The organism is Kitasatospora cinereorecta (assembly GCF_024172095.1).
GTDB lineage: Bacteria > Actinomycetota > Actinomycetes > Streptomycetales > Streptomycetaceae > Kitasatospora > Kitasatospora cinereorecta.
Map to the genome: position 1 here is coordinate 159,773 of NZ_JAMZDX010000002.1, position 25,316 is coordinate 185,088.

Genomic DNA, 25,316 nt, shown 5'->3' on the forward strand with positions numbered 1-25,316 from the left:
CGCCCCTTCGGCATGCCGGCACACCGGCGGCCGGATCAGCCGAGGCCGTTGGTCTTCAGCCAGTCCTTGGCGACCGCCGACGGGTCCTCCTTGTCCACCGCGACGCGCTTCATCAGCGCGGTCAGCCCGGCGGTGTCGAGCTTGGCGGAGACGGCGTTGAGCGCGGCGCTCGCGGTGGCGTCCACGCCGGCCTTGTTGACCAGCGGGGTGACGTTCTGCGCGCTGAACAGGTTCTTCGGGTCGGCCAGTGGGACGAGCTTCAGCTGGACGATCCGCGGGTCGGTGGTGAAGACGTTGCCGACCTGGATCGTGCCGTCCTTGAGCGCGTTGGCGGTGGTGTCACCGGTGGGCTTCCACTCCTTGAAGGTGAGCCCGTAGGTGTCCTTGAACTGCTGCTCGCGACGGGACTTGAACTCCGGCGGCCCGCCGATCGCCAGCTCGCCCGCCTTCGCGGACAGGTCGGCGATGGTCTTGAGGCCCAGCCGGTCGGCGGTGTCCTGGCTGACCGTGAGCGAGTCCTTGTCCTCGGCGGCGGCCGAGTCCAGGATCGCCAGGCCGGCCGGCAGCTTCTCCTTCAGCGCCGCGTTGACCTGCTCGCTGCCGGCCGCGGTGGCCTTGGGGTCGAGGTAGCCGAGCAGCGCGCCGTTGTACTCGGGGAGCACGGTCAGGCTGCCGCTCTGCAACTGCCCGTAGAGCACCTCCCGGCTGCCGATGTTGAACTTCTCCTCGACCTTGACGCCCTTGGCCTTGAGCGCCTGGGAGTAGATCGAGGCGAGCAGCACGTTCTCCGGGAAGTTGGCCGAGCCGACCACCACCGTCTTCGCGCCGGAGTCCTTCGCGGCGGCTGAGCCGGAGCCCGAGGCGAGCGGGTCGCCGCCGGAGGAGGAGCACGCCGCCGCGCCGAGCACCAGGGCGGCCGCGGTGAGCGTTCTGACCAGACGGGTCGTCATATCGATTCCTTGTCCATGGGGTGGGTGCGCCGCGCCCGGGTGCCGGGCGGTGACGCGTACCGGATCAGCAGGGCGAACAGGAGTTGGGTGGCGACGGCGAGCAGTACGACCAGCAGCGCGCCGCCGACGGTGGTGGGGAAGTTCCGGGTGGCCAGGCCGTCGACCACGTACCGGCCGAGCCCGCCGAGCCCGGCGTACGCGGCGACCGTCGCGGTGGCGATCACCTGGACCGCGGCGGTGCGCAGACCGGCCAGCAGGGTGGGCAGGGCGATCGGGAGGCAGACGGTGAACAGGGTCTGCCGGTGGGTGAGGCCGATGCCGCGGGCGGCGTCCCGGACGTCCGGGTCGGTGCCGCGGATCCCCTCGGCCGAGGCGACCAGCAGCGGCGGCGCGGCGAGCGCCACCAGCGGCAGCAGGACGGCGGCGTCGCCGACCCCGGCCAGCAGGACGGCCAGGGTCACCAGGCCGAGCGTGGGCAGCGCGCGGGCGACCCCGGTGAGGGCGGTGACCAGGACCACCCCGCGGCCGGTGTAGCCGATCAGCAGCCCGAGCGGCACGGCCAGCACCGCGGCGAGCAGTAGCGCCTCCCCGGCGAAGACCAGGTGCTCCAGGACGCGGTTGGCGATCGAGTCCGGGCCGCTGCGGTGGGCCGGGTCGGAGAGGAAGTCGGAGATCCAGCCGAGCCAGTTCATCGGGCCGCTCCGCTCGCCCACGGCGCCAGCACCCGGCGGGCCAGCACCAGCAGCAGGTCGGTGGCCAGCGCCAGCAGCGCGACCAGGGCGATGCCCGCCAGGATCGGGGTCGGGAAGGTGCGCTGGAAGCCGTCGATGAACAGGTAGCCGAGGCCGCCGCGCCCGATCAGCGCGCCGACCGCGGCCAGCGAGATGCTGGACACCGCCGCCACCCGGAGGCCGGCGATCAGGAACGGTACGGCGGCCGGGAGTTCGACCGTCGCCAGCCGGTGCCAGGGCCCGTAGCCCATCGCCACCGCCGACTGCCGCACCGACTCCGGTACGGCGCGCAGCCCGTCGACCGTGGTCGGCAGCAGCACCGCCAGGGCGTAGCAGGTGAGCGGGATCATCACGGTGGCCATGGTGGCCAGCCCGGTGTAGGGGATCAGCACCACGAACACCGCCAGCGAGGGCAGCGCGTACACCACGTTGAAGACCGCCGCGAGCGGTTGGTAGAGGCGGGGGAAGCGGGCGCAGACCAGGCCGAGCGGCACCGCGAGGACCAGCGCGACCAGCACCGGGACCAGGGCGATCACGGCATGGTCGGCGGCCAGGCCGCCCAGGTAGCCGAGGTGGTCGCCGATCCAGTGCCAGCGGACGAGCGGTTCACCGTCCATCGGGCGCGGCCCCCTCGGAGGAGCGGACCTTCCGGAGCCCGGTGGCCTCGCCCGATCCGGCGATTCCACTGGCGGCGTCGTCGGCTCCGTCGGCGTCGAGGAGGCCGCCGGCCCCGCGGACCGGCAGGGCGGCGACGACGGCGGCGCGACTGGCGGTGCCGATGGCGCGGCCCTCGGCGTCGACGGCCACCGCGCGGCCGGCCGGGGAGAGCACCGCGGCGTCCAGCGCGGTGCGCAGGGTGTCGTGGCCCGGGCGGAAGGCGGGCGCGGGGTGCTGCTCGCCCCGGCCGCGCCAGCGCACCGGCCGACCGGCCTCGTCCAGCTCCAACTCCCAACCATCGTGGTGGAGTTCGAGTGGCGACAGCGCGACCTCGTCGGCGATGCGCAGGCCCAGTCCGCGCAGCCCGCGGTCCCGGCCCAGGAAGGCGGCCACGCCCTCGTCCGCGGGGGCGGTCAGCAGGGTGTGCGGGTCGGCGAGCTGGGCGATCTCACCGTGCTTGCGCAGCACCACCACCCGGTCGCCGAGCCGGACCGCCTCCTCGATGTCGTGCGTGACGAACAGCACCGTCTTGTTCAACTCGGCTTGCAGCCGCAGCAGTTCCTCCTGCAGCCCGGTACGGACCAGCGGGTCGACCGCGCTGAACGGCTCGTCCATCAGCAGCACCGGAGGATCGGCCGCCAGCGCCCGGGCCACACCCACCCGCTGCTGCTGGCCGCCGGACAGCTGGGCCGGATAGCGCCGGGCCAACTCCGGCTCCAGACCGACCAGTTCCAGCAAATCGGCGGCTCGCGCCCGGGCCCGCTTGCGGTCCCAGCCGAGCAGCAGCGGCACGGTGGCGATGTTGTCGATCACCCGCCGGTGCGGGAACAGGCCGGCCTGCTGGATCACATAGCCGATGCCCCGGCGCAGCCCGGCCGGCGGCAGGCCGGCCACGTCGGCGCCGTCCAGCAGCACCCGGCCGGCGGTGGGCTCCACCATCCGGTTGACCATCCGCAGGATGGTGGTCTTGCCGCATCCGGACGGGCCCACCAGCACGGTGATCCGGCCGGCCGGGACGTCGAGGTCGAGACCCCCGACGGCGATGGTGCCGTCGGGGTGGCGCTTGGCGGCGCCGTCGAAACTGATCACTGGTCAAGGTCCTAGCGGTGGCCGTGCAGAGTATCGAACATTGATCTGAATGGTCGCCAGCCTGGCTTCCCGGTACGACATCGGCGCAAACCTTGATCCTCCGAACGGCCCCGGGCCGACGGTGGGAGGCCGGCGACGCTCACCACTGCTCCGGTCCCTCCACCGCGGTACGGACCAGACCGCCGGCCCGCAACTCGTACCGCGACATCGCGGCCAGCGGCGGCGAGTACGCGTGCAGGGTGACCGCCGGGCCGTTGGCGGTGTTCCGTACGTCGTGCAGGTACTGCGGCCCGAACGCCCTGGCCGTGCCGGCCGGCACCCGGCGGACCGCCAGACCGCCGTCCGGACCGGCCAGCGACAGCTCCTCCAGCTCCCCGAGCGCCACCGTGAACGCGCCGCGCGAACCGCCGTGGTCGTGGAAGCCGGTCGACTGGCCCGGCAGCCAGCTGATCAGCCAGACCTCGTGGTCCTCGGCCAGCCGCAGCCGCTCGTACCAGCGGCCCTCGGTGTCCAGCCGGACCCGGTGGATCCATTCCTGCGGGGACTCGGCGAGCTCCCGGACGATCGCCCGCAGGGCGTTCGACGAGAGCGGCCGGACGGTGGGCGGGGGTGCCAGATCAAGGGTCATGACGGTCCTCGGGTGTGCCGGACGGGCACCGGACGCAGAGCCGGAAGCGGCCGGAGGCGGCCGCGCGGCACGGCGCACGGAACGTGGGACGTGGGACGTGGGACGAAGAGGGTCGATCGGGTGGATCAGGCCCCGGGGATCGGCACGGGGCGGGAGGAAAGCGTCAGCGGGCACACATGTCGCTCGCCTGGCGTCGCAGATCGACGTGCAGGCGGCAGACCAGGATGGTGCCGGGCTTCATACCCTGATCGTTCACGACGGGGCCGACGGGAGTCAAGTGACGTCCACCGCTCGGGCGCGGGCCGTTGACCCGGCCGGGCGGGCGTGATCTAGGGTCAGAAGACCGCTCCGCCGGGGCGGCTGGTCACCGATGGGGGAGTACGGGTGATGGAACGGAACGAGCTGCTGGCCGAGCGCTTCGAGGCGGAACGCGGACAGCTGCGCGCGGTCGCGTACCGGATGCTGGGATCGCTGAGCGAGGCCGAGGACGCCGTCCAGGAGGCCTGGTTCCGGCTGGACCGCGCCGACACCACCGAGGTGCGCAACCTCGCCGCCTGGCTGACCACCGTCGTCGGCCGGGTCTGCCTCGACATGCTGCGCACCCGCACCTCGCGGCGCGAGGACCCGCTCGAACCGGTGGTCGGCCATGTACCCGAGCCGGTGATCAGCAACCCGGACGGCGTCGACCCCGAACAGGAGGCGCTGCTCGCCGACTCGGTCGGCCTCGCCCTGCTGGTCGTCCTCGACACCCTCGCCCCGGCCGAGCGACTCGCCTTCGTGCTGCACGACATGTTCGCCGTCCCGTTCGAGGACATCGCGCCGATCGTCGACAAGTCCCCCGCCGCCACCCGCCAGCTCGCCAGCCGCGCCCGCCGGAGGGTCCAGGGCGTCGAGGTGCCGGACGGCGACCTGGCCCGCCAGGCCGAAGTGGTGGACGCCTTCCTGGCAGCAGCCCGCGGCGGCGAGTTCGACGCCCTGGTCGCGCTCCTCGACCCCGACGTGGTGCTGCGCGTGGACACCGGCGTGACCAGCATGCTCCGCGGCGCGGCGCTGGTCGCCAACCAGGCGCTGATGTTCCGCCAGGGGGCGCTGCTGTCCCGGCGGGTGCTGGTCAACGGCCTGCCGGGCATGGTGGCCCTGCCGGAGCACGGCCCGGCCAGGTCGGTGATGGGCCTGACCATCCGGGACGGGCGGATCGTCGAGATCTACATCCTCGCCGACCCGGAGCGGCTCGCGACGCTGGACCTGTCGAAGCTCTGAGTCCCGCCGGTGGCTCGGGGCCGCAGCGGGAACGCGACCGGCCCGTCCTCCGGTGCGGGAGGACGGGCCGGTGCGGGTGGGACAGCGGGTGGGACAGCGGGTGGGTCAGTTGTCCTTGGTGGCGTCGTCGTCCGCCTGGGCGGCGGCGCTCTCGGCGCCGTCCACCGCCTGCTGCATCTGCTGGACCTGCGCGTCGTCCGGCTTGGCCGGGGCCGCGCCGCTGCCGCTCGGGCCGCAGGCGGTCAGCAGGGCGGCCGCGGCGATCGCGAGGACCGCGGCGCCGGCGGCAGTCCGGCGGATCACTTGCCGGACCCGGTGGACTGGCCCTGCGCGGCGCACCAGGTGGCGACCGCCTTCAGGTCGTTCTGGCGGGTCTGCAGGGTGGTGACCAGGCTCTTGCGGAAGGTCAGCCGGTCGTTGAGGTACGTCTGGATCTCGGTGTGGCCGGCCGTCTTGGCGTTGGTGACGCGCTGCTCGAGGCGGGCGACCGAGCCCACCACGGTGGCGTCGCCGCCCAGGCGGTCGAGGGCCTTGCCGACGTGCTCCTGGGTCTTCGGCAGGCGCTTGCAGATCGCCTTGGCGCCGTCCCCGGTCGGGGTGGGCTTGGCGCTGGGGCTCGCCGCCTGGGCGGGAGCGGCGGCGAGCAGCGAGCCCGCCAGGACGAGGACGCCGAGGGCGGCGGCCTTGCGGTTCTTGAGCATGGGTTCCCCTTCTCCGATGCCGGTCGGTCGGCTCGGGACCGACCGGACAGGAATGTAGGGACCCTTCTTGTGGATTCCCTGTGATCCGGCGGAGATCTTCGGAGCTTCCGGTTCAGCGGCCGGAGATCCAGTCCCGGCGGGCCGGCAGTTCGACGGTCGGAGCGTCCGGTCGGGGCAGCGGCAGCCGGACCTCCAGCCGGCACCCGGGTCCGTCCGGCACCGCCAGGGCCTGCACCGATCCCCGGTGCAGCGCCGCCTGCTGGGCGACCAGGGTGAGGCCGAGGCCGGATCCGGGGCTGCCGGGACGGTGGTGGAAGCGCTGGAACACCGCCTCCCGTTCGGCCGGCGGAATGCCGGGGCCGGCGTCGTCCACGGTCAGGACGGCGGACGCGCCCTCCGCGCGCAGCCGTACGGTGATCCGGGCGGGCCGGTCGGCGGTGCGGCCGTGCACGGCGGCGTTGCCGAGCAGGTTGGCCAGCATGATCCGCAGGCCGGAGTCCCAGCCGAAGACCCGCAGCTCGGCCGGGACGTCCGCCACGACCGCCGCCTCCGGGTGGCGCCGGGCGGCCTCGGTGACCGCCGCGTCGACCAGTTCCGCGAGGTCCACCGACCCGAACGCCGACACCTCGACCAGGTCGCCGCGGGCCAGCGCCGCCAGCGCGGTGAGCAGGTCCAGCATCCGGGTGTGGTCCTCGCGCAGCTCCCGGACCACGTCGGCGTGCTCGTCCGGCGGCAGGTCGGGATGGGCGGCGAGCACGTCCAGGTTGGTGCGCAGGCTCATCATCGGGGTGCGCAGCTCGTGCGAGGCGGCCGAGGAGAAAGATCGCGCGGTGTCCAGCGCCTGGGCGGTTCGGGCGGCCTGCTCGTCGTAGCGGGAGAGCAGCAGGGCGATGGCACCCGCCAGTTCGTCCACCTCGGTGGTGCCCGTCCGGCCGTGGGCGAAGGCGGCGGCGCCGGCCCGCGGGTCCAGTTCGGCCGCCCGGCGGCTGAGCCGGCGCAGCGAGACGGTGGCCCGCTCGGCCAGCCCGAAGGCGATCAGCCCGGAGATCGGCGCGGCCACCAGCGCGACCAGCAGCACCCGGCGCCGGACGGTCTTGGCCTCGGCCTCCGCCTCCGCGGACGGGGCGACCACCCAGAGCGTGCCGGTGGCCGATCCGCTGTCCACCCGGACGGCCAGCACCCGCCAGGCCTCGCCCTTCTCCCGGACGGTCACCGGACCGCCGGGCGCGGCCGGCAGCAGCGTCGGATCGGCCGGCTGCGGGCCGACCGCCAGCAGCACCGTGCCGTCCTGCGACGCCACCCGGACCCCGGCGTCCAGGGCCGAGTCGACCACCTTGCGCTGCTGGTTCTGCTCGACCTTGGGCCGCCCGCGGTTGTCCGCCGACAGCAGCGACCGGACGTTCGGCAGCACCGCGGCCGCCCGGTCGTTCAGCCGGGAGTCCTGGTGGCCGCGCAGATCGGCGTCGACCAGCGGGAGCAGCAGCAGCCCGGCCGCCACCACCAGCAGCGGCACCAGCACGGCGGCCGACAGCGCGATCCGGGTGGAGAGCTTCACCGGGACCCCTCCCCGGCGTCCGGGGCCGGCCGCGGGCCCTGCGGCGGGTCCTGCGGTTGGCCCTGCAGCGGGTCCTGCGGCGGGTCCGGCAGCCGCAGTACGAAGCCCACCCCGCGCACGGTGTGGATCAGCCGCGGCCGGCCGCCCGCCTCCAGCTTGCGACGCAGATAGCTGATGAAGGTGTCCACGGCGTCGCTGCGCACGTCGAAGTCGTAGCCCCAGACCCGGTCCAGCAGCAGCTCCCGGGACTGCACGATGCCGGGGTTCCGGGCCAGCTGGGTGAGCAGCTCGAACTCCCGCCGGGTCAGGTGCAGCTCGACGCCGTCCCGGGTCGCCCGGCGGGTCGCCGGCTCGATGGCCAGCGGACCGACCAGCAGCCGGTCGGACGGCTGCGGCGGACGGCGGCGCAGCAGCGCGTGCAGCCGCAGCACCAGCTCCTCCAGGGCGAACGGCTTCACCAGGTAGTCGTCCGCCCCGGCCTGCAGCCCCGCCACCCGGTCCGCCAGCTCGTCCAGCGCGGAGAGCATCAGCACCGGGGTCTCGTCCCCCCGCGCCCGCAGCGTCCGGCAGACCTCGGTGCCGGTGATGCCCGGCATCGACACGTCCAGCACCAGCACGTCCGGCGGCGCGGCGGCCAACCGGGCCAGCGCCGACGCGCCGTCCTCCGCCACCTCCACCGCGAACCCGCTCAGCCGCAGCCCGCGCTCCAGCGAACGGCGGATCGCGGCATCGTCGTCCACCACCAGCACCCGGCCGGTGTGCCCGCTTCCGTTCATGCGGCAGACCCTCTCATGCCGTCCCCGGCGGGCGAAGCCCCGGGGCGCGACGGGTGCCTGTCCTCTCCGCGTGCGGGCCTGCCCTTGCCGCGCAGGTACTGGTCGAGACGGCCCGGGCGACGGGTACTCAGGTCGGCTGAGGCGCCCTGCGGTTCGGACGGCCGGAACCGGGCGGGTGGCGGCGGCGTCCCACCCGGCGTGGGGCGGATGCGGATTCGCCCAGGACATCCAAGGGCAGGACAACGGGTATGAGTGTCATCAGCTGGATCCTCCTCGGCCTGGTCGCCGGGGCCATCGCGAAGTTCCTGCTGCCCGGCCGGGACCCGGGCGGTCTGATCATCACCACGCTGATCGGCATCGCCGGATCGTTCGTCGGCGGCTGGCTGGCCTCCAAGGTGCTGCACAAGTCCATCTCCGCCCACTTCTTCGACCCCGCGACCTGGATCTCCGCGATCGCCGGCGCCCTGGTCCTCCTGATCGCCTACCGGATCGTCTTCGGTAACTCCAGGAACTGACCGCGCCCGCCGGCGGCCGTCGGCGGCGGACGTGACGCGACAGCGGCGGGCCGCCCGAGGAGTACGTCTCCGCGGGCGGTCCGCCGCCGTGCCGTACGGGCCGTTCAGGCCGTAGTCCTCGCAGCTGGGGGAGTCCCGGTGGGCGTCGAGGGCGTGGCCGTCCAGGTCGGGAGGGGCTCGCAGGCTGCCAGCCAACCCGGCTCCACCTGGGCCAGACCCGTGCGCGCGGCCACCACGCCGCCGGCGATCGCGCAGGTGGTGTCCATGTCGCCCCAACCGCCGAGGGTCACCCACAGCGCCTCGGGCAGCGAGTCCAGGGCCCCGGCCGCGCACCACAGCGCGAACGGCACGGTGTCCGGCGCCGAGACCAGGTAGCCGGACCCCAGCACGACCGCCGCATGCCGCACGCTCGTACCCGCCGGCAGCCCGGCCGCGATCCGCACGCCCGACCGCACGTCGCTCTCCGGCAGCCGCTCGGCGACCGCGGTGAGGAACGCCGCCCGCTCCGGGGCCGCGCCGCCCCGGCTGCGTACGGCCAGCGCCGCCGCCAGCGCAACGGCGACCGCGCCGGCCGCCGCCTCCGGATGGAAGTGCGTGGCAGCGGCGGAGAGGGCGGCCTGCTCGGCGGCCCGGTCGAGGTCGTCCGCGAACCAGGCGCCGAGCGGCGCCACCCGCATCGCGGCACCGTTGCCGTGCGAGCCCTGGCCGCCGAACATCCCGGACGTGACCGCCCGCCAGTCCTCGCCCCGGTGGATCCGCCGCAGCACCTGATGCATCGACGGACCGTACTTGCGCGCCGGATCCGCCGTGTACGCCGCCGCGAACTCCCGCGCCAGCCCGTCCTGGTCGACCCGGCCGTGGCGGCGCAGGTGGTCGACCAGGACCAGGGCCATCGCGGTGTCGTCCGTCCACCCCCACGGGGCGCGGCGGGGGATACGGGCCACATACTCCGCCGACGCCTCGTCCACCCGCGGGTGGAACCAGCGGTCGCCGAAGGCATCGCCGAGGGCGAGGCCCTGCAGGCTGTCCAGGGCCGGGGTGGGCGTGGGGACCGGCATGTCGTACTCCAGGTGAGAATGACTTCTCCCCGGATTCTCCCGCCGGGCCACCGTCCGACGCGAGGGAATTAGCCGCGCCGGCCTCGTTCCACGATCGGCCTCCGGCAGGCGCGCGTGGCTCCGGCGGCTCTGCCGGTTCCGGTCAGGCGGTGCGGAGGCCGTGGAGGAGGAGGGACCAGACGGCATCGAAGTCCTGGTCGGCGCGCGGGCCGCTCCACTCGGCGGAGTGGACCGGGTCGTGGAAGTGAGCGGTCGCCTGGAAGACGGCGCGGGCGGCCGTGCCGACGTGGGTGGGGCGGAACTCGCCCTGGTGGATGCCGTCCTGGATGATCACCGCGATCTGGCCGGTCAGCGTCTCCAGATGGGCGTCCACGGTGCTGCTCAGCTCGCCGACCAGGGTGAGGTAGGTGGCGAACAGCTCCGGGTCCTCCAGCGCCTTGCGGCGCTTGGCGGCGAACAGGGTGGCCAGCCAGCGGTGCAGCCGCTCCGGCGCGGGGCCGCGCTCGACGGTGATCGCGGCCAGCGCCTCGTGCGCCTGGTCCAGCCAGCGCTGGGTCACCGCCTCGCGCAGCGCGGCCTTGCTGGGGAAGTGACGGTAGACGCTGCCGTGGCTCACGCCGAGGGCGCGGGCGATGTCCACCACGGTGGCCTTGGCCGGCCCGTACCTCCGCAGGACGTCCTCGGCCGCGGTCAGGATCTGCTCGGGGGTGAGGGTGCTGTCCGTGGTCACGGCGGGACGTCCTTCGGTGCTGGGTCGGTGGTGCCGGCCGGGGGCAGCTCAGCGCTCGCTGTCCAGGTGGGCCATCTGTGCGGCAGCGTACCGGTCACCGGCGGCCGCCCCGTTCGGCACCGCGGCCTCGATCGCGGCCAGGTCGGCGGCGGTGAGCACCACGTCGAGCGCGCCCAGCGCCTCGGTCAGACGGTCGCGGCGACGGGCGCCGACCAGCGGCACGATGTCCGAACCGCGCGACGCGACCCAGGCGATCGCCACCTGTGCCACCGACGCGCCCTTGGCGTCGGCCACCGCGCGCAACGCCTCGACCAGGGCCAGGTTGTGGGTCAGGTTGTCGCCCTGGAAGCGCGGGCTGAAGCCGCGGAAGTCGGTGGCCACGACCTCACGGTCGGCCCGCCAGTGGCCGCTGAGCAGTCCGCGGGAGAGCACGCCGTAGGCAGTGATGCCGATGCCGAGCTCGCGGGCGGTGGGCAGCACCTCCGCCTCCAGGCCGCGGGAGATCAGCGAGTACTCGATCTGCAGATCGCTGATCGGGTGGACGGCGGCGGCGCGGCGGAGGGTGTCGGCGCCGACCTCGGAGAGGCCGATGTGGCGGACGTAGCCGGCCTTCACCAGGTCGGCGATGGCGCCGACGGTCTCCTCGATCGGGACGTTCGGGTCCAGCCGGGCCGGACGGTAGACGTCGATGTAGTCGGTGCGCAGGCGGCGCAGGCTGTAGGCGAGGGCGGCCTTGGTGGCGGCCGGGCTCGTGTTGTAGCCGAGCCAGGAGTTGTCCGGTCCGCGCAGGGCGCCGAACTTCACGCTGATCTGCACGTCCGAGCGGCTGCGGCCGCGCAGGGCGTCGTGGAGCAGCAGCTCGTTGTGGCCCATGCCGTAGAAGTCGCCGGTGTCGAGCAGGGTGACGCCCGCGTCGAGGGCGGCGTGGACGGTGGCGATCGACTCCGCCTCGTCGGACGGGCCGTAGAGGTCGGACATGCCCATCAGGCCGAGGCCGAATGCGGAGGTGGTCGGGCCGGTGGTGCCGAGGGTGGTGGTGGGGACGGCGCGGCGGCTGGAGTTTGTCAGGTCGGTGGTGGCGGCAGGTGTGGTGCTGGTCACAGGGTGCTCCCGGGATGGTGATGTCTGAGAGGGGGCTGACGTGTTTCAACTATGGCATGTCGAATGACAGATTTCAATATCTGTCATTCGATGGGCGTCGATGGTCAGCCCGCCTCCGCCATCGCGCGACTGGTACCAAAGGCTGATCCGACGTCACTCATCAGGCGTGCTTCGGTCGGGAGCAGGCGATTCGCGCTGCCGAAGCGCCGTTCCGGGTCCATCGTTGAGTCAGGCGTGATCACCCGGTCACGCCCCAGCTCGCCGCACCAGGCCCTGGGTGCCGTACGCGCCCCGGAGGACTCCGTCCGCCGGGCGTGCGCCCCCGGGTCCGGAACCGGCGGGCGGACTGCCGGGCCACCTCGCAGGGAGACGAACGAATCTTCTAGGCTCGCTTCTCGGCCGCCCTGCGCCCGGTGCCCGGTAGCACCGCGCCGAGGAGGTCGACGTCCACGGGCCCCGGGCCGAGCCGGGGTCTCCGGACCGAGCGAGGAGGACGCAGTGTTGCCCAGCCCGAGGTCGCACCATCTGACCTTGCCCACTCCGACACCGGGCCGCGGGCTCGCAGCCGCCGGCCGCGCACTCCGCTCGAACGCACTGCCCCCGACCGTCTCCTTCGCGGCCGTCACCGCCCTCGCGGCCACCGGCCCGGTCGACGTCCTCCCGCCGAGCAGCGCCGGAGGTGCCCGGTGAGCGCCAACACCGTCGCCCCCGCCGCGGGCACCCCCGCGGGTACCCCCTCGGGCCCCGCCGGAGGGTCCACCGGAACCCGGGATGCGACCGAGCGTGCCGCCGTGGACGGTTCACCCGAAGGAGACCATCCCTCACCGGCCGACGGATCGTCCGTCACCCCCGGCGCGCCCGACGCCGCCGCCGTTGACGCCCTCCCCGCGATAGCCTCACCCGCTCCGGACCCGCACGCCGCCGCCATCGCAGCCGCCGCCGACACCGCGTCCGCCGCCCGCGCCTCGATCGCCACTGCCGACGAGGACGCCGCCGTCGCGGTCACCGAGTCCGACCCGAACGCCACCGCCGCTGCCACCGCCACCGCTGGCCGGGTCGCCGCCGCTCCTGCTCGGACTGCCGTGCCGAACACTCCGGCGATACGCGCCGCCGGCGCCCCGATTCTGCGTGGCGGGGCCCTGGCCGGCGCCGTCGCCACCCGCACGTCCGGGGCGACGACCCCCGTGGTCCGGCCCGTCGCCGGGGCCCCCGCCGGCCGGGCCGCCGCCGGAGCGAGCCCCTCGGTACGGGCCACCACCGGCGGACTCGGATCAGTCACCCGTGCCGCTGCCGCTCCGGCCACTCCCTCCACCCCTGCCGTGCGCGCCACGACCTCCGCCGCCGGCGCCCCGACGGTTCGGACCGGAACCGTGTCGGTCGGCAGGTCGGCCGCGCCGCCGGCGGTCACGCCGACCAGCGGTACCCCCGTGCTCAAGGCCGCCGCCGTCACCGCGAAGGCGACCGCGACCGCGACCACGTCCGCCTCCGCGTCGACCCGCGGTGCGTCCGCGGCACCACCCGCCGTACCAGCCGACCCCGCCGACGCCGTGGATGTGGCCGTCACCGCCGCGCTGCCCGGCCTGCCGCAGGCGCTGAGCACGCGCGCCCGTACGCTGGCCGGAGCCGTGCGGCGCCGGTGCGCGGACCTGGCGCGGATGGAGTCGCCGTCCGGCGATGCGCCGCGGCTGAACGCCCTCGCCGAGGAACTCGGCGCGGGCTTCGCCGCCACCGGTGCGACCGTGCGCCGCGAGCCCGGTCCGGCCGGTGACCACCTGGTCATGGAGTGGGCGGGCGAACGCGAGGACCTGCCGCACCTGCTGGTGGTCGGGCACCACGACACCGTCTGGCCGGCCGGCACCCTCGCGGACTGGCCGGTCGAGGAGAGCGAGGGCCGGCTCAGCGGTCCCGGCGTGCTGGACATGAAGGCCGGACTGGCCCTGCTGGAGGGCGCGTTCGCGCTGCTCGCCGACCTCGGACAGCGGCCGTACTGCCCGGTCAGGCTGGTGGTGGTCGCGGACGAGGAGGTCGGCAGCCCGGACGGCCGTCGGCTCTTCGAACGTCAACTCGCGGGCGCCGCGGCGGTACTGGGTCTGGAACCGGCCCACCCCGACGGGCGGCTGAAGACCGCCCGGCGCGGGTCGAGCCGGGTCCGGCTCACCGTCACCGGCCGCGAGGCCCATGCCGGGAACGACGCCGCCGAGGGCGTGTCGGCGGTCGACGAGCTGGTGGACCAGCTGGTGGCCGTCCGCGGACTGACCCGCCAGCCCGGGACGGAACTCAACACCGGCCGGATCACCGGCGGTACCCGCGCCAACGTCATCGCCGGTCGGGCGGAGGCGGAGCTCGGCCTGCGCTTCGCCAGCGCCGAGGCGCAGCGCCGCACCCTCGACACCCTCGCCCACCTCACCGCGCTCCGGCCGGGGGCGCGGATCCGGACCGAGGTGCTGTCCAGCCGGCCGACCTGGCCCGAGCGGAGCGGCAACCCGCTGCTGCGGCACGTCCGTTCGCTCGCGGCGGTGCTCGGTCAGCAGTTGGACGGCGCACCGGCCGGCGGGGCCGGCGACACCAACCTGGCGGGTGCCCGCGGCCTGCCGACCCTGGACGGCCTCGGCGCGGTCGGCGCCGGTCCGCACGCGCGCCACGAGCACATCCGGGTCGACCAGTTGGCGCCCCGGATCGCGCTGCTGGCGGGCCTGTTGGCCGTCCCGCTGCCCCGCCTGCGGGGTCGGAGCTGAGAACGGGGCCGTGAGGTCGGCTTGCGAGGGTCGGTCCTGAGCGCAGCCGCGCCGCCCGCGACGCCCGCGGTGTCGGCAACGGTGGAGTTGCCGGGGGGTCGACCGGCAGGTGGTCCGGAACGCGTTCGCGGACGCGGCCTGACCACTGGGCGACGGATCTCCGGAGAGGGGCCCGCCCGGAGACCGGCAGCACCCCCGCAGCGCCCGCAGTCCCCGCAGCACCCCCGCAGCCCCCCGCAGCCCCGCAGTGATCCGCAGCGCCCTTGGAGCCTCCCCGGGCGACCCGCGGCGAAGTGCGGTGATCCGTGCCTTGTCAGAGCGGCGCCGCGCCGTACACAATGGAACCGACCGAACGGTCAGTCGGGAGGTGGGTGGAAGTGACTGCGACGGATTCCGGCGAGCGCGCGCTCGAGGATCGCTTCGAGGCAGTGGTCGGTGCCGACCAGCGGGTCGAGCCGCGGGACTGGATGCCCGAGGCGTACCGGGCCACGCTGGTGCGGCAGATCGCGCAGCACGCCCACTCGGAGATCATCGGCATGCAGCCGGAGGGCAACTGGCTGACCCGGGCGCCCTCGCTGCGGCGCAAGGCGATCCTGCTGGCCAAGGCGCAGGACGAGGCCGGCCACGGCCTGTACCTGTACGCGGCGGCGGAGACCCTCGGGGTCGACCGGGCGGAGCTGACCGAGAAGCTGATCGACGGCCGCCAGAAGTACTCCTCGATCTTCAACTACCCGACGCTGACCTTCGCCGACGTGGGCGTGATCGGCTGGCTGGTGGACGGCGCGGCGATCTGCAACCAGGTGCCGCTGTGCCGCTGCAGCTACGGGCCGTACGCCCGGGCGATGGTGCGGATCTGCAAGGAGGAGTCCTTCCACCAGCGGCAGGGCTACGAGCTGCTGATGACGCTGATGCGCGGCACCGAGGCGCAGCGCGCGATGGTGCAGGACGCGGTGGACCGCTGGTGGTGGCCGTCGCTGATGATGTTCGGCCCGCCGGACGGCGACTCGCCGAACACCGAGCGTTCGATGGCGTGGCGGATCAAGCGGCACACCAACGACGAGCTGCGGCAGCGCTTCGTCGACATGACCGTCCCGCAGGCCCAGCACCTGGGCGTGACCCTCCCGGACCCGGCGCTGGCCTGGAACGAGGAGCGCGGCGGCTGGGACTTCGGCGAGCCGGACTGGTCGGAGCTGAAGCAGGTGATCAAGGGGAACGGCCCCTGCAACGCGGAGCGCGTCGAGCGCCGCCGGGCCGCCCACGAGGACGGTGCCTGGGTCCGGGAAGCGGCCCTGGCCCACGCGGAGAAGAAGAGGCGGAGCGCGCAGTGACCGAGAACAAGGCCGGCTGGCCGCTGTACGAGGTGTTCGTCCGGCCGCGGCGCGGGCTGAACCACGTGCACGTCGGTTCGCTGCACGCCGCCGACGACCGGATGGCCCTGCTGAACGCCCGCGACCTGTACACCCGGCGCAACGAGGGCGTCAGCCTCTGGGTGGTGCGCTCGGACGCGATCTGCGCCTCCACCCCGGACGAGCAGGACCCGTTCTTCGCCCCCAGCGGTGACAAGGTCTACCGCCACCCGACCTTCTACGACATCCCCGAGGATGTCCCGCACATCTGAGCCACGGATTCCGAGACCGGGATCCCGACACCGCGGATTTCGACGGCTCGCGATCCCCGGGACCGGGATTGCCGGAGCCGGGATTCCGAGCCAGGGATGGATGCCGAGATGACCGACGACCACGTCTACCTCTCCCTCGCCGAGGCGGGCCCGGAGCCCGAGGGCGAGGCCCGCTGGGCCTACGGCACCGGGTTCACCGACCCGCTGCTCGGTGTGGACACCGCGCTGCCGGCCGGTGTCGACGGCGCCGACCTCGCCGTCTACTGCCAGCTGCTCGGTGACGACGCGCTGGTGCTCTCCCAGCGGCTGATCGAGTGGGTCACCTGCGCCCCGGAGCTGGAGGAGGAGGTCGCGCTCGCCAACCTCGGCCTCGACCTGCTCGGCCAGGCCCGCCACCTGCTGACCCGGGCCGGCCAGGCCGACGGCAGCGGGCGCACCGAGGACGACTTCGCGTACCTGCGCGAGGAGCAGGAGTTCCGCAACGTCCGGCTGGTCGAGCTGCCGAACGGGGACTTCGCCGAGTGCGTCGCCCGGCTGCTGCTGTTCGCGACCGCCCGGCACGCCCTGTACGAGCGGCTGGCCACGCACCCGGACCGGGTGCTGGCCGCGGTCGCCGCCCGGAGCGTGAAGGAGCTGGCGTACCACATCGAGTACGCGGGGTCGTGGCTGCTGCGGCTGGGTGACGGCACCGAGCTGTCCGCCCGGCGGATGCAGGCCGCGCTGGACGCCCTCTGGCCGTGGCTGGACGAGCTGTTCACCCCGCACGAGGTGGAGCTGCGGCTCGGCGTGGACCCGTCGGAGCTGCGCGAGCCGGTTTTGGCCTCGCTCGCGGCGATGATCGCCGAAGCCACCCTGGCCGTCCCGACGGCGCAGCCGCGCGCCTTCGTCAACGGCCGCGGCGGCCGCCACGGCGTCCACACCGAGGCGCTCGGCCCGCTGCTGGCCGAACTGCAGGTGGTGGCCCGCGCCCACCCGGGTGCGACATGGTAGGCACCGCCTCCGCCGCCTGGGAGGTCGCGGCCGCCGTGCCCGACCCCGAGCTGCCGATGCTCACCCTCGCCGACCTCGGCATCCTCGCCGAGGTGAGCGAGCAGGACGGTACGGTGACCGCCTGGATCACCCCGACCTACTCGGGCTGTCCGGCGGTCGCCGAGATGGCCGCCAACGTCGACTCCCGGCTGCGGGCGGCCGGGTACGGCGAGGTGGCGGTCCGGCTGCGGCTGGACCCGCCGTGGTCGACCGACCGGATCAGCGCCGAGGGCCTGCGCAAGCTCGCCGAGGCGGGCATCGCCCCGCCGGGCCCCGCCGGCGCCCACCCCGGGCAGTCCACCGGGCCGACCGCGCTCGCGCTCGGCCCCACCCGGCGGGCGGTGACCTGCCCGCAGTGCGGTTCCACCGACACCGAGGAGCTCTCCCGCTTCGGCTCCACCGCCTGCAAGTCCCTCTGGCGCTGCCGCAGCTGCCGCGAGCCCTTCGACCGGATCAAGGAGATCTGATGGCCGTCCGCCGACCGACGTTCCACGAGCTGCCCATCGCGGTGCTGGAGCCGCTCTGCGAGGACGCGGTGGCGGTCACCTTCGCGGTGCCCGACGGCCTCGCCGAGGAGTTCGCCTTCCGTCCGGGCCAGACGCTCACCCTGCGCCGGATGGTCGAGGGCGCCGACGAGCGCCGCTCGTACTCGCTCTGCTCGCCGGTCGGCGGCAGCCTGCGGATCGCCGTGCGGGAGGTGCCCGGCGGGCTGTTCTCGCGCTGGCTGGTGCGGGACGCGGCGGTCGGCGAGACGGTCGAGGTGCTGCCCCCGTCCGGCCTGTTCAGCCCCGAGCTGGGGGTGCCCGCCCACCACGTGCTGATCGCCGCCGGGTCGGGCATCACCCCGATGCTGTCGATCGCCGGCTCGGTCCTGGACGCCCACCCCGACTCCCGGGTCACCCTGCTGTACGGCAACCGGCGCAGCGACACCGTGATGTTCGCCGACGAGCTGGCCGACCTGAAGGACCGCCACCTGGACCGGCTACAGCTGGTCCACGTGCTCTCCCGGGAGAGCCGCGACGCCGAGCTGCTCAGCGGCCGGCTCGACCCCGAGCGGGTCGAGGCCCTGCTCACCGCGCTGGTCGACGTGGACACCGTGGACCACTTCTGGCTCTGCGGCCCGTACGGCATGGTGACCGGCGCCAAGGAGCTGCTGGCCGGGCTCGGCGTGCCGGGCGAGCGGATCCACCAGGAGCTGTTCCACGCCGAGGACGAGCCGGTCGCCGAGCGGCCCGAGGAGGCCGTGGACGGGGAGGCCAGCGAGGTCACCGTGGTGCTCGACGGGCGCGCCAGCGCGCTGTCGCTGCCGCGCGACCGGTCCATCCTGGACGGCGCGCAGCGGTCCCGGCCGGACCTGCCGTTCGCCTGCAAGGGCGGCGTCTGCGGCACCTGCCGGGCGCTGGTCTGCGACGGCGAGGTGGAGATGCGGCGCAACTTCGCCCTGGAGGAGAAGGAGGTCGCGGCCGGCTACGTACTGACCTGCCAGGCCCGGCCGGTCTCCGACAAGGTGACCGTCGACTTCGACCGCTGACCCGGCCGCTCCCGGGCCGGCCTCAGGATCCGACCGTGGCGGCAACAGGCCGTTTCGCCGGGTCGCCGAGCAGCTTGACGATCTCGTTGACGGCGGCGCGCCCGGCCCGGTTGGCGCCGATCGTCGACGCGGACGGGCCGTACCCCACCAGCTGGATGCGCGGGTCCGCGGCAGCACGGGTGCCCTCCACCCGGATCCCGCCGCCCGCCTCGCGCAGCCCGAGCGGGGCGAGGTGGGTGGTCTCGGCCCGGAAGCCGGTGGCCCAGACGATCGCGTCCACCGGCAGCTCCCGGTCGCCCCAGGCGACGCCGTGCTCGGTCAGCCGGTCGAACATCGGCCGGCGCTGCAGGACGCCGAGCGCCTGCGCCCTGCGGTAGGCGACGCTCGGGCCGAGCCCGGTCACGCTGACCACGCTGCGCACCGGCAGCCCCAGGCGTACCCGCTCCTCGACCCGGGCGACCGCCGCGCGGCCGAACTCCGGGGTGAACGGCCCCTCGTGGACGACCGGTTCGCTCCGGGTGACCCACACCGTCTCGGCCACCGCGCCCAGCTCCGAGAGCACCTGGATCGCCGAGGCGCCGCCACCGACCACCACCACGCGCTGCCCGGCGAAGGACTCCGGGCCGCGGTAGTCGGCGTAGTGCAGCTGCCGGCCGGCGAAGTGGCCGGGGTAGTGCGGGAGGAACGGCCTGGTCCACGTCCCGGTCGCGTTGATCAGCGCGCGCGCCACCCAGGTGCCCGCGTCCGACGCGATCCGCAGCCGGCCGTCCGGCAGCGAGGTGACGGCGCGCACCCGCACCGGGCGCACCACCGGCAGCGCGTGCCGGGCCTCGTACGCCGCGAAGTAGCCCGGCACCACCTCGCGCGCCGGGGCCTCGGGGTCGGGCTCGGGCAGCTCGAAGTCGGGCAGGTCGTGGAAGCCGTGCACGGTGGCCATCCGCAGGGACGGCGAACGGTGCGCCCACGCCCCGCCGGGGGCGCGGTCGGCGTCCAGCACCACGAAGCCGCGGTACGGCTCGAAGCCGCGCCGCCGCAGGTGGTACGCGGCGGACAGCCCGGCCTGGCCGGCGCCGATCACCACCACGTCGACCTCGTGGACGGCGGACTCAGCCGTGTCGGCCGACTCGTTCGTTGCACCGTAAACAGTCACGCTGGTGAAACATCTCGGCCGGGCGCGGTGTTCCCGGGCCTGACCCGGTCAGCGGCGCGCCGCCGCGGCCGCCCGCACCAGGCGCTCGGCCGCCTCCGGGTGGTGGCCGAGGAAGAGCCGCGGCTCGGTCAGCTCCAGCTCGATCAGGACCGGCGCGCCGTCGGCCGTGCGCACCAGGTCCACCCGGGCGTACAGCAACGCGTCCCGCTCCGGGACCGCCGCCAGCACCTGCTCGGCCAGCGCCAGCTGGTCGGCCGCCGGCTCCCGGGCGACGTCCTCGAACGTGGTGCGCCCGACCAGCATCGGACCGCGCCGCACCGCGTGGCTGAACCGCCCGCCGAGGAACAGCAGCGAGGTCTCACCCTCCTCCTCCACCATCGGCAGGTACGGCTGCACCATGGCCGTGCGCCCCGCGTCGGTCAGCGCCTTCACGTGCGCCACCGCCTCGGCCCGGTCGGTGGTGCGCACGGTGTCCCGGGCGCCGGAGGAGACGGTGGGCTTCACCACCAGCTCCGGCCACGGCGCCGCGTCCGCCGACAGCTCCCCGCCCGGCGCCACCCACACCGTCGGCACCACCGCGACACCGGCCTCGGCCAGCTCCCACAGGTACGTCTTGTCGGTGTTGTGCTCCAGCACCGGCGCCGGGTTGGCCAGCACGGTCAGCGCGGAGACCCGGCGGGCCCAGGCGAGGAACTCCTCGCGCCGCGCGATGTAGTCCCATGGGCTGCGGACCAGGGCCAGCCCGAAGCGGCTCCAGTCCACCGCCGGGTCCGCCCAGTCCACCGCCTCGGCCGGGACCCCGAGGCGGGCGAAGGTCGCCAGCGCGAGCTCCAGGTCCGGATCCCGGACCTCGGGGTGGCCGCAGGTCACGTACGCGACGGGCTCGGTGCTCAACTCGGCTCCTGACGGTGGTTCGTGGTCGTCAGGGGCCGAGCCTGGTACCGGCCCGAAGGCCTGTCAACCGGTTATCCGACCAGGTCGGCCCGGGAGCGGGTCAGCCGATCGGAGCGATCACCGCGGCGGTCCCGTACGCGCAGATCTCCGTACCCAGATCCGCGGCCTCGGTGACGTCGAAGCGCATCATCAGCACCGCGTTGCCCCCGCGCGAGCGGGTCTGCTCCACCAACCGCTCCATCGCCTGGTTGCGGCTCTCCACCAGCGTCTTCGTCAAACCCTTCAGCTCACCCCCGAGCATCGACTTGAAACCCGCGCCGATCTGCGTGCCCAGGTGCCGGCTGCGCACCGTCAGCCCGAACACCTCGCCGATCACCCGCTCCACCCGGTGCCCGGGAACGTCGTTGGTGGTGACCACCAGCACACTGTCGTCGGGTCGCTGCCCGCCGCCGAAGTCGTCGAGATTGCTCATGGCCACCACCCTGGCCGACCGGGGGCGCCCGAGCGGCGCTGGCGCGCCGAAGAAGGTGGGACGCACCGGTGATCCGGGGGCGCCGGAGCCGTACTGTAGGCGCATGGGCGAGCGAAGCGATCATCCACAGGGGCCGGGCGCGGCGGAGGACTCCGGTGCGCAGGAGATCGAGGCGACCGTGGTGCTCGGAATCCGGATCACCGACTGGCCGGCGCTGCGCGCCGCCGCCGTCGCGGCCGTCGAGGAGCTGGACTTCGGCGGGATCGATCCCGTCGGCCAGCGCGAGGAACTGCTGCGCGAGGTCGCCGAGGACCCCAACGCGGCACTCGGCGCGCTGCTCCACCCGGACCGGCTGATCGCCGCGATCCCGGGCATCGAGGCGCTCGGCGGCACGCTGGAGATCAGCGTCACCGACGACTTCGCGCCGGACTTCGCCGACCTCTTCCCGCTCGACGGCGAGGACGGCGACGGCGGCGACTGGACCCTCACCCCGCGCACCGCCTGCCTGCTGCACACCCAGCTGGTCGGCCTGGCCGACGCCGCCTACGACGACCTCGACGAACACGGCGAGGACCCGGTCGTCGACGAGGACGAGGCCGACTGGACCGTCTTCGGCCGCCTCCCGCGCCGCACCTGGGGCATGCACCGCACCTGGCGCCGCGCGCTGGCCCGCACCTTCGACGACCTCGCCGACGACCTCGCCCTCGGCGAGTGGCCGCTGCCGCGCTGCCCCGCTGAGGAACTGGCGCTGCGCTTCGCCCTCGCCGACGCCAGAGCCCTGCTCGGCGCCCAGCCCGAGTCCGTCGCCGACATGATGGGCGACCTCCCCGCCGACCTGTACGACTACGACTGGGACGGCTGCGCGGACGAACTGTTCGGCGTCTACGGCCCCGACGACGGCGACCCCGAGCTGACCACCGCCGAACGGATCGACCAACTCCTCGCCGCCACCCACCCCGAGGGCTGGTTCCTGGCCTACGACGACGCCGAGGAGCGCGATCCCGGGCGCGGCTACCGCCGCTGACCGGCCCGTCGGGGGCTGGCATCCTGGTGGGGTGAGTTCACCCTTCGAAGATCCGTCCGCCGCACCGGCCCCCGACTCCCGCGACGCCCGGGAGCAGTACGTGCTCCCGCTGGTGGTGCGCCTCGAGCGGGCCACCCCGCCGGCCCGCACCGACGCGCTGGAGACCTCCGCCCGCGCGGTGCTCACGCTGCTCGCCGACCCCCGGGTCACCGACGACGGCGGCGAGTGGGCCGAGCGGGTCGCCGCCTGGGAGGACGCCCGGATCCGCAAGGTGGTCCGGCGGGCGCGCGGCGGCGAATGGCGCAAGGCCGGTGAACTGCCCGGCGTCACCGTCACCGGGGTGGGTGCCGAGGTGCGGGTCTTCCCGCCGGTGCCGCTGGACGGCTGGCCCAAGGAACTGGCCAAGCTCCAGGTCTCCGGCACCGAACTGGACGACCCCGCCGAGCCCGGCCCCGCCCCGGCCGGCGTCCCGGTGCTCTGGCTCAACCCCGAGATCGAGATGAGCGCCGGCAAGACCATGGCCCAGACCGGGCACGCCGCCCAGCTCGCCTGGTGGCGGCTGGACGACGCACAGCGCAAGGAGTGGGCCGACGCCGGCTTCCCGCTCGCCGTCCGCACCGCCACGCCCGCCGCCTGGGCCGAGCTGACCGCCGGCGACCTCCCGCTCGTCCGCGACGCCGGCTTCACCGAGATCGCCCCCGGCAGCTGCACGGTCGTCGCGGACCATCCTGCGCTGCGGTAATCGCTGACAGGGGTGCGAGGGACTGCGCGCCCGGCTGGCGGCCTGCGTCAGCTGTTGGCCGGGCGCGCAGTTCCACGTGCCCCTGAAACCCCGATGGCGGTGCGCGCTTCGGCCAACGCCAACCCGCTCACGGACGCCAGCAGTACGGCCGCGCCGATCAGTGTCGCAGGCGTCGGCCTCTCGCCGAGCAGCGCGACCGCGATCACCGTCGCACTGACCGGCTCGATCAGCGCGATCACCGAGGCGGTGGCGGCCCGCACCACCGCGGCGCCCGCGAAGTACAGCGCGTACGCGAGCGCGGTCGGCACCGACGCCAGGTAGCCGAGCAGCGCCAGCGTCCGGCCGAGTTCGGCCCCGGCCGGCCACAGGCCCTCGGAGAGCGCGAACGGCAGCAGGCACACCGCGCAGATCCCGAACGAGCAGAGCGTGGTGAGGTACGCGCTCTCGGCCTGCCCGCCGCGGCCGAGGTGCCGGGTGTACAGGGTGATGCAGGCGTACCCGGCAGCCGAGGCGAGTGCCCAGCCGATCCCGACCGGGCGGACCTCCCCGCTGCCGCCGTCACCGAGCACCAGCACGGCGAGGCCCGTGAGCGCCCCGGTCACCGCGACGGCGCCGGCCGCCCCGAGCCGCTCGCCCATCAGCAGCCGGGCGCCGAGCGCGACCAGCACCGGCGCCGCGCCGAGGGTGACCACGGTGGCGACGGCGAGTCCGGTCTCCCGGACGGCGAGGAAGTAGGCGGCCTGGAAGAGCGTCAGGCCCAGGCCGTTGACCAGGAAACGGCCCAGGCGGCGCCGGGTGAGCGGGCCCGAGCGGACGGGTGTGCCGCCGACGGCCCGGGCGGCGAGCAGCAGCAGGACGCCGCCGGCCGATCGCCAGAAGGTGAGGGCCATCGGGCCCAGGCCGCTGCGGCCGTAGAGCAGTGCGGCGGCGGCGCCGGCCGTGCCCCAGGCGGTGGCGGCGGCGGTGATGTACAGCAGCCCCCGCCCGACGGGCAGGGCGGTACGGGAAACGGACATGCGGGTTCTCCCACAGGGACGGAAAAAGCCGGTCGTGTGATCCCGTGTGCGGGTACGACCGGCCGACCCCGGGGCCTCGCGGGCCCGGGGTCCGTGTCTGGTGGCCTGTCGCCCGCCTAGGCGGCGGGCGGCGGCAGAACGCCGAGGTGCATGGGCCCACCCTACCGGAGCCCGAAATTCCGCCCGACCGTCCTTCTCTCGACTGTCCTGGTGGCGCAGCGCGTACAGGCCGGCCAGGTCGGGGAGGTGGACGGCCACCTCGGGGTGCGGGCCGGGAAGATCCGCTCAGGCCGGGTAGGCGTGGGTCTGGGCGGCCTTGACGGCAGCCCAGACCTCGACGCCCGGTGCCAGGTCGAGTTCGGCGGCGGCCGCCGGGGTGAGGTCGGCGGCCAGCGGCAGCGGTCCGGTCAGGTCGACCCGGACCTGGTCGCCGTGCAGGTCGAGGCCGGCCACGGTGAGCGGCCAGACGTTGCGGGCGCTGCCGTCCGGGCGGTGGCGGTGCAGGGTGACGGCGGCCGGCGGGAAGGCGACGAAGGCCGGTCCGCTGATCTCCTCGCTGGTGAACAGCTCCTGCCCGTCGGGGAGTTCGACCCGGTGGCCGGCGGCGGTGCCGCGGTACAGGTTGAGGCCGACCAGCCGGGCGATGTAGTCGGTGCGCGGCCGCCGGGAGATCTCGGACGGCGTGCCGGACTGGACCGTCCGGCCGTCCTCGATCACCACCAGCCGGTCGGCCAGCACCATGGCGTCCAGCGGGTCGTGCGTGACCAGGATCGCCACCGCCTCGAACTCGGCGAGGTGGCGCCGCAGTTGTGCCCGGACGTCCAGCCGGGTCCGGGCGTCCAGCGCCGCCAGCGGTTCGTCCAGCAGCAGCAGCCGGGGGCGGACCGCCAGCGCGCGGGCGAGCGCGACCCGCTGCGCCTGGCCGCCGGAGAGGCTGCCGGGGCGGGCCGCGGCGTGCTCGGCCAGGCCCATCCGCTCCAGCCAGGGCAGCGCCAGGGCGCGGGCCTCGCGCCGGCGGTGGCCCCGGCAGCGCAGGCCGAAGGCGACGTTGTCCAGCGCGCTGAGGTGCGGGAAGAGCAGGTAGTCCTGGAACACCACGCCGACCGGCCGCTGCTCGGCGGGCGTGTGCACCCCGGCGGCCGGATCCTCCAGCATGGCACCGTCCAGGCGCAGATGGCCGTCGGTCAGCGGCAGCAGCCCGGCCAGTGCGCGCAGGGCGGTGGACTTGCCGGCGCCGTTCGGGCCGAGCAGGGCGACCACCTCGCCGGGCGCCGCGTCGAGCGGCAGGTCGAGGCTGAAGGCGGCGCGGTCGACCCGCAGCAGGGCGTCGAGGGCGGTGGTCATCGGAGGTCCC

The 25,316-nt window shown here is 74.6% G+C and carries 28 protein-coding genes; 11 read left to right on the forward strand and 17 right to left on the reverse strand.

The window, feature by feature from the left end; genetic code table 11:
• Positions 1–35: 35 nt before the first annotated feature.
• The 5 genes from FHR36_RS07625 to FHR36_RS07645 form a co-directional block, all read right to left on the reverse strand.
• Complete coding sequence (locus tag FHR36_RS07625) at positions 36–950, reverse strand: ABC transporter substrate-binding protein (protein WP_253795058.1); 915 nt, start codon at positions 948–950, stop codon at positions 36–38.
• On the reverse strand, positions 947–1,642 hold the full coding sequence (locus FHR36_RS07630) for an ABC transporter permease (protein WP_253795060.1): 696 nt from the start codon (positions 1,640–1,642) through the stop codon (positions 947–949). The genes FHR36_RS07625 and FHR36_RS07630 overlap by 4 nt, the downstream gene beginning before the upstream one ends.
• Positions 1,639–2,298 carry an ABC transporter permease gene (locus FHR36_RS07635; RefSeq protein ID WP_253795062.1) on the reverse strand — a complete coding sequence of 220 codons (660 nt, stop codon included), beginning with the start codon at positions 2,296–2,298 and terminating at the stop codon, positions 1,639–1,641. Before FHR36_RS07635 ends, FHR36_RS07630 begins: the two co-directional genes overlap by 4 nt.
• A complete protein-coding gene (locus FHR36_RS07640; RefSeq protein WP_253795064.1) occupies positions 2,288–3,427 on the reverse strand; it encodes an ABC transporter ATP-binding protein in 1,140 nt (379 codons plus the stop codon). The genes FHR36_RS07635 and FHR36_RS07640 overlap by 11 nt, the downstream gene beginning before the upstream one ends.
• A gap of 139 nt (positions 3,428–3,566) precedes the next feature.
• Complete coding sequence (locus FHR36_RS07645) at positions 3,567–4,055, reverse strand: cysteine dioxygenase (RefSeq protein ID WP_253795066.1); 489 nt, start codon at positions 4,053–4,055, stop codon at positions 3,567–3,569.
• 387 nt (positions 4,056–4,442) lie between these two features.
• Between FHR36_RS07645 and FHR36_RS07650 the strand changes: the two genes are divergently transcribed.
• Positions 4,443–5,315, forward strand: a complete 873-nt coding sequence (locus FHR36_RS07650; protein WP_253795068.1) for a sigma-70 family RNA polymerase sigma factor — start codon at positions 4,443–4,445, stop codon at positions 5,313–5,315.
• Between the two features lie 105 nt (positions 5,316–5,420).
• On the opposite strand, the gene FHR36_RS07655 is transcribed toward FHR36_RS07650, so the two are convergent.
• The 4 genes from FHR36_RS07655 to FHR36_RS07675 all read right to left on the reverse strand — a co-directional run bounded on the left by FHR36_RS07655 (position 5,421) and on the right by FHR36_RS07675 (position 8,347).
• Positions 5,421–5,618 (reverse strand): hypothetical protein, encoded by a 198-nt coding sequence (locus FHR36_RS07655; protein WP_253795070.1) that lies wholly within the window; start codon positions 5,616–5,618, stop codon positions 5,421–5,423.
• Positions 5,615–6,016 carry a hypothetical protein gene (locus FHR36_RS07660; protein ID WP_253795072.1) on the reverse strand — a complete coding sequence of 134 codons (402 nt, stop codon included), beginning with the start codon at positions 6,014–6,016 and terminating at the stop codon, positions 5,615–5,617. Before FHR36_RS07660 ends, FHR36_RS07655 begins: the two co-directional genes overlap by 4 nt.
• Before the next feature lie 112 nt (positions 6,017–6,128).
• The gene (locus FHR36_RS39205; RefSeq protein WP_308199221.1) at positions 6,129–7,571 is read right to left on the reverse strand and encodes a sensor histidine kinase; all 1,443 of its coding nucleotides are present in this window, start codon (positions 7,569–7,571) and stop codon (positions 6,129–6,131) included.
• The gene (locus tag FHR36_RS07675; protein WP_253795074.1) at positions 7,568–8,347 is read right to left on the reverse strand and encodes a response regulator transcription factor; all 780 of its coding nucleotides are present in this window, start codon (positions 8,345–8,347) and stop codon (positions 7,568–7,570) included. Before FHR36_RS07675 ends, FHR36_RS39205 begins: the two co-directional genes overlap by 4 nt.
• A 248-nt stretch (positions 8,348–8,595) precedes the next feature.
• Between FHR36_RS07675 and FHR36_RS07680 the strand changes: the two genes are divergently transcribed.
• Positions 8,596–8,862, forward strand: coding sequence for a GlsB/YeaQ/YmgE family stress response membrane protein (locus tag FHR36_RS07680; RefSeq protein ID WP_253795076.1), 267 nt, complete (start codon positions 8,596–8,598; stop codon positions 8,860–8,862).
• Positions 8,863–8,966: 104 nt separating this feature from the next.
• On the opposite strand, the gene FHR36_RS07685 is transcribed toward FHR36_RS07680, so the two are convergent.
• From FHR36_RS07685 to FHR36_RS07695, 3 genes are all read right to left on the reverse strand, one after another.
• Positions 8,967–9,920, reverse strand: a complete 954-nt coding sequence (locus tag FHR36_RS07685; RefSeq protein ID WP_253795078.1) for an ADP-ribosylglycohydrolase family protein — start codon at positions 9,918–9,920, stop codon at positions 8,967–8,969.
• 142 nt (positions 9,921–10,062) lie between these two features.
• Positions 10,063–10,650 (reverse strand): TetR/AcrR family transcriptional regulator, encoded by a 588-nt coding sequence (locus tag FHR36_RS07690; protein WP_253795080.1) that lies wholly within the window; start codon positions 10,648–10,650, stop codon positions 10,063–10,065.
• Positions 10,651–10,698: 48 nt separating this feature from the next.
• On the reverse strand, positions 10,699–11,634 hold the full coding sequence (locus FHR36_RS07695; RefSeq protein WP_253796682.1) for an aldo/keto reductase: 936 nt from the start codon (positions 11,632–11,634) through the stop codon (positions 10,699–10,701).
• Between the two features lie 648 nt (positions 11,635–12,282).
• On the opposite strand from FHR36_RS07695, the gene FHR36_RS07700 reads away from it, so the two are divergent.
• From FHR36_RS07700 to paaE, 7 genes are all read left to right on the forward strand, one after another.
• Positions 12,283–12,441, forward strand: a complete 159-nt coding sequence (locus FHR36_RS07700; protein ID WP_253795082.1) for a hypothetical protein — start codon at positions 12,283–12,285, stop codon at positions 12,439–12,441.
• Between the two features lie 101 nt (positions 12,442–12,542).
• Positions 12,543–14,486 (forward strand): M20 family metallopeptidase, encoded by a 1,944-nt coding sequence (locus FHR36_RS39850; protein ID WP_308199223.1) that lies wholly within the window; start codon positions 12,543–12,545, stop codon positions 14,484–14,486.
• Between the two features lie 338 nt (positions 14,487–14,824).
• Positions 14,825–15,814 carry a 1,2-phenylacetyl-CoA epoxidase subunit PaaA gene (gene paaA, locus FHR36_RS07710; RefSeq protein ID WP_253795084.1) on the forward strand — a complete coding sequence of 330 codons (990 nt, stop codon included), beginning with the start codon at positions 14,825–14,827 and terminating at the stop codon, positions 15,812–15,814.
• Positions 15,811–16,104: a 1,2-phenylacetyl-CoA epoxidase subunit PaaB gene (paaB, locus tag FHR36_RS07715; RefSeq protein ID WP_253795086.1), complete on the forward strand. Its 294-nt coding sequence runs from the start codon at positions 15,811–15,813 to the stop codon at positions 16,102–16,104. The genes paaA and paaB overlap by 4 nt, the downstream gene beginning before the upstream one ends.
• 108 nt (positions 16,105–16,212) lie before the next feature.
• Entirely contained in the window at positions 16,213–17,094 is an 882-nt protein-coding gene (paaC, locus tag FHR36_RS07720) for a 1,2-phenylacetyl-CoA epoxidase subunit PaaC (protein WP_253795087.1), read from the forward strand.
• Positions 17,088–17,600, forward strand: coding sequence for a 1,2-phenylacetyl-CoA epoxidase subunit PaaD (gene paaD, locus FHR36_RS07725; RefSeq protein ID WP_253795088.1), 513 nt, complete (start codon positions 17,088–17,090; stop codon positions 17,598–17,600). Before paaC ends, paaD begins: the two co-directional genes overlap by 7 nt.
• Positions 17,600–18,664 (forward strand): 1,2-phenylacetyl-CoA epoxidase subunit PaaE, encoded by a 1,065-nt coding sequence (gene paaE, locus FHR36_RS07730; RefSeq protein ID WP_253795089.1) that lies wholly within the window; start codon positions 17,600–17,602, stop codon positions 18,662–18,664. Before paaD ends, paaE begins: the two co-directional genes overlap by 1 nt.
• A 22-nt stretch (positions 18,665–18,686) precedes the next feature.
• Here paaE and FHR36_RS07735 read toward each other — a convergent pair whose 3' ends face one another.
• The 3 genes from FHR36_RS07735 to FHR36_RS07745 form a co-directional block, all read right to left on the reverse strand.
• Positions 18,687–19,814: an FAD-dependent oxidoreductase gene (locus tag FHR36_RS07735; RefSeq protein ID WP_253795090.1), complete on the reverse strand. Its 1,128-nt coding sequence runs from the start codon at positions 19,812–19,814 to the stop codon at positions 18,687–18,689.
• 48 nt (positions 19,815–19,862) lie between these two features.
• Positions 19,863–20,708 carry an ATP-grasp domain-containing protein gene (locus FHR36_RS07740; protein ID WP_253795091.1) on the reverse strand — a complete coding sequence of 282 codons (846 nt, stop codon included), beginning with the start codon at positions 20,706–20,708 and terminating at the stop codon, positions 19,863–19,865.
• A gap of 100 nt (positions 20,709–20,808) precedes the next feature.
• Complete coding sequence (locus FHR36_RS07745) at positions 20,809–21,180, reverse strand: YbjQ family protein (protein WP_253795092.1); 372 nt, start codon at positions 21,178–21,180, stop codon at positions 20,809–20,811.
• A 103-nt stretch (positions 21,181–21,283) separates the two neighbouring features.
• On the opposite strand from FHR36_RS07745, the gene FHR36_RS07750 reads away from it, so the two are divergent.
• Together FHR36_RS07750 and FHR36_RS07755 are read left to right on the forward strand one after the other, a co-directional pair.
• Entirely contained in the window at positions 21,284–22,204 is a 921-nt protein-coding gene (locus FHR36_RS07750) for a hypothetical protein (RefSeq protein ID WP_253795094.1), read from the forward strand.
• 31 nt (positions 22,205–22,235) lie between these two features.
• A complete protein-coding gene (locus FHR36_RS07755) occupies positions 22,236–22,946 on the forward strand; it encodes a peptidyl-tRNA hydrolase (protein WP_253795096.1) in 711 nt (236 codons plus the stop codon).
• A gap of 47 nt (positions 22,947–22,993) precedes the next feature.
• Here the strand turns inward: FHR36_RS07755 and FHR36_RS07760 are convergent, their stop codons facing one another.
• Both FHR36_RS07760 and FHR36_RS07765 read right to left on the reverse strand, forming a co-directional pair.
• Positions 22,994–23,962 (reverse strand): DMT family transporter, encoded by a 969-nt coding sequence (locus tag FHR36_RS07760; RefSeq protein WP_253795098.1) that lies wholly within the window; start codon positions 23,960–23,962, stop codon positions 22,994–22,996.
• Between the two features lie 285 nt (positions 23,963–24,247).
• Positions 24,248–25,306 carry an ABC transporter ATP-binding protein gene (locus tag FHR36_RS07765; protein ID WP_253795100.1) on the reverse strand — a complete coding sequence of 353 codons (1,059 nt, stop codon included), beginning with the start codon at positions 25,304–25,306 and terminating at the stop codon, positions 24,248–24,250.
• Between the last annotated feature and the right edge of the window lie 10 nt (positions 25,307–25,316).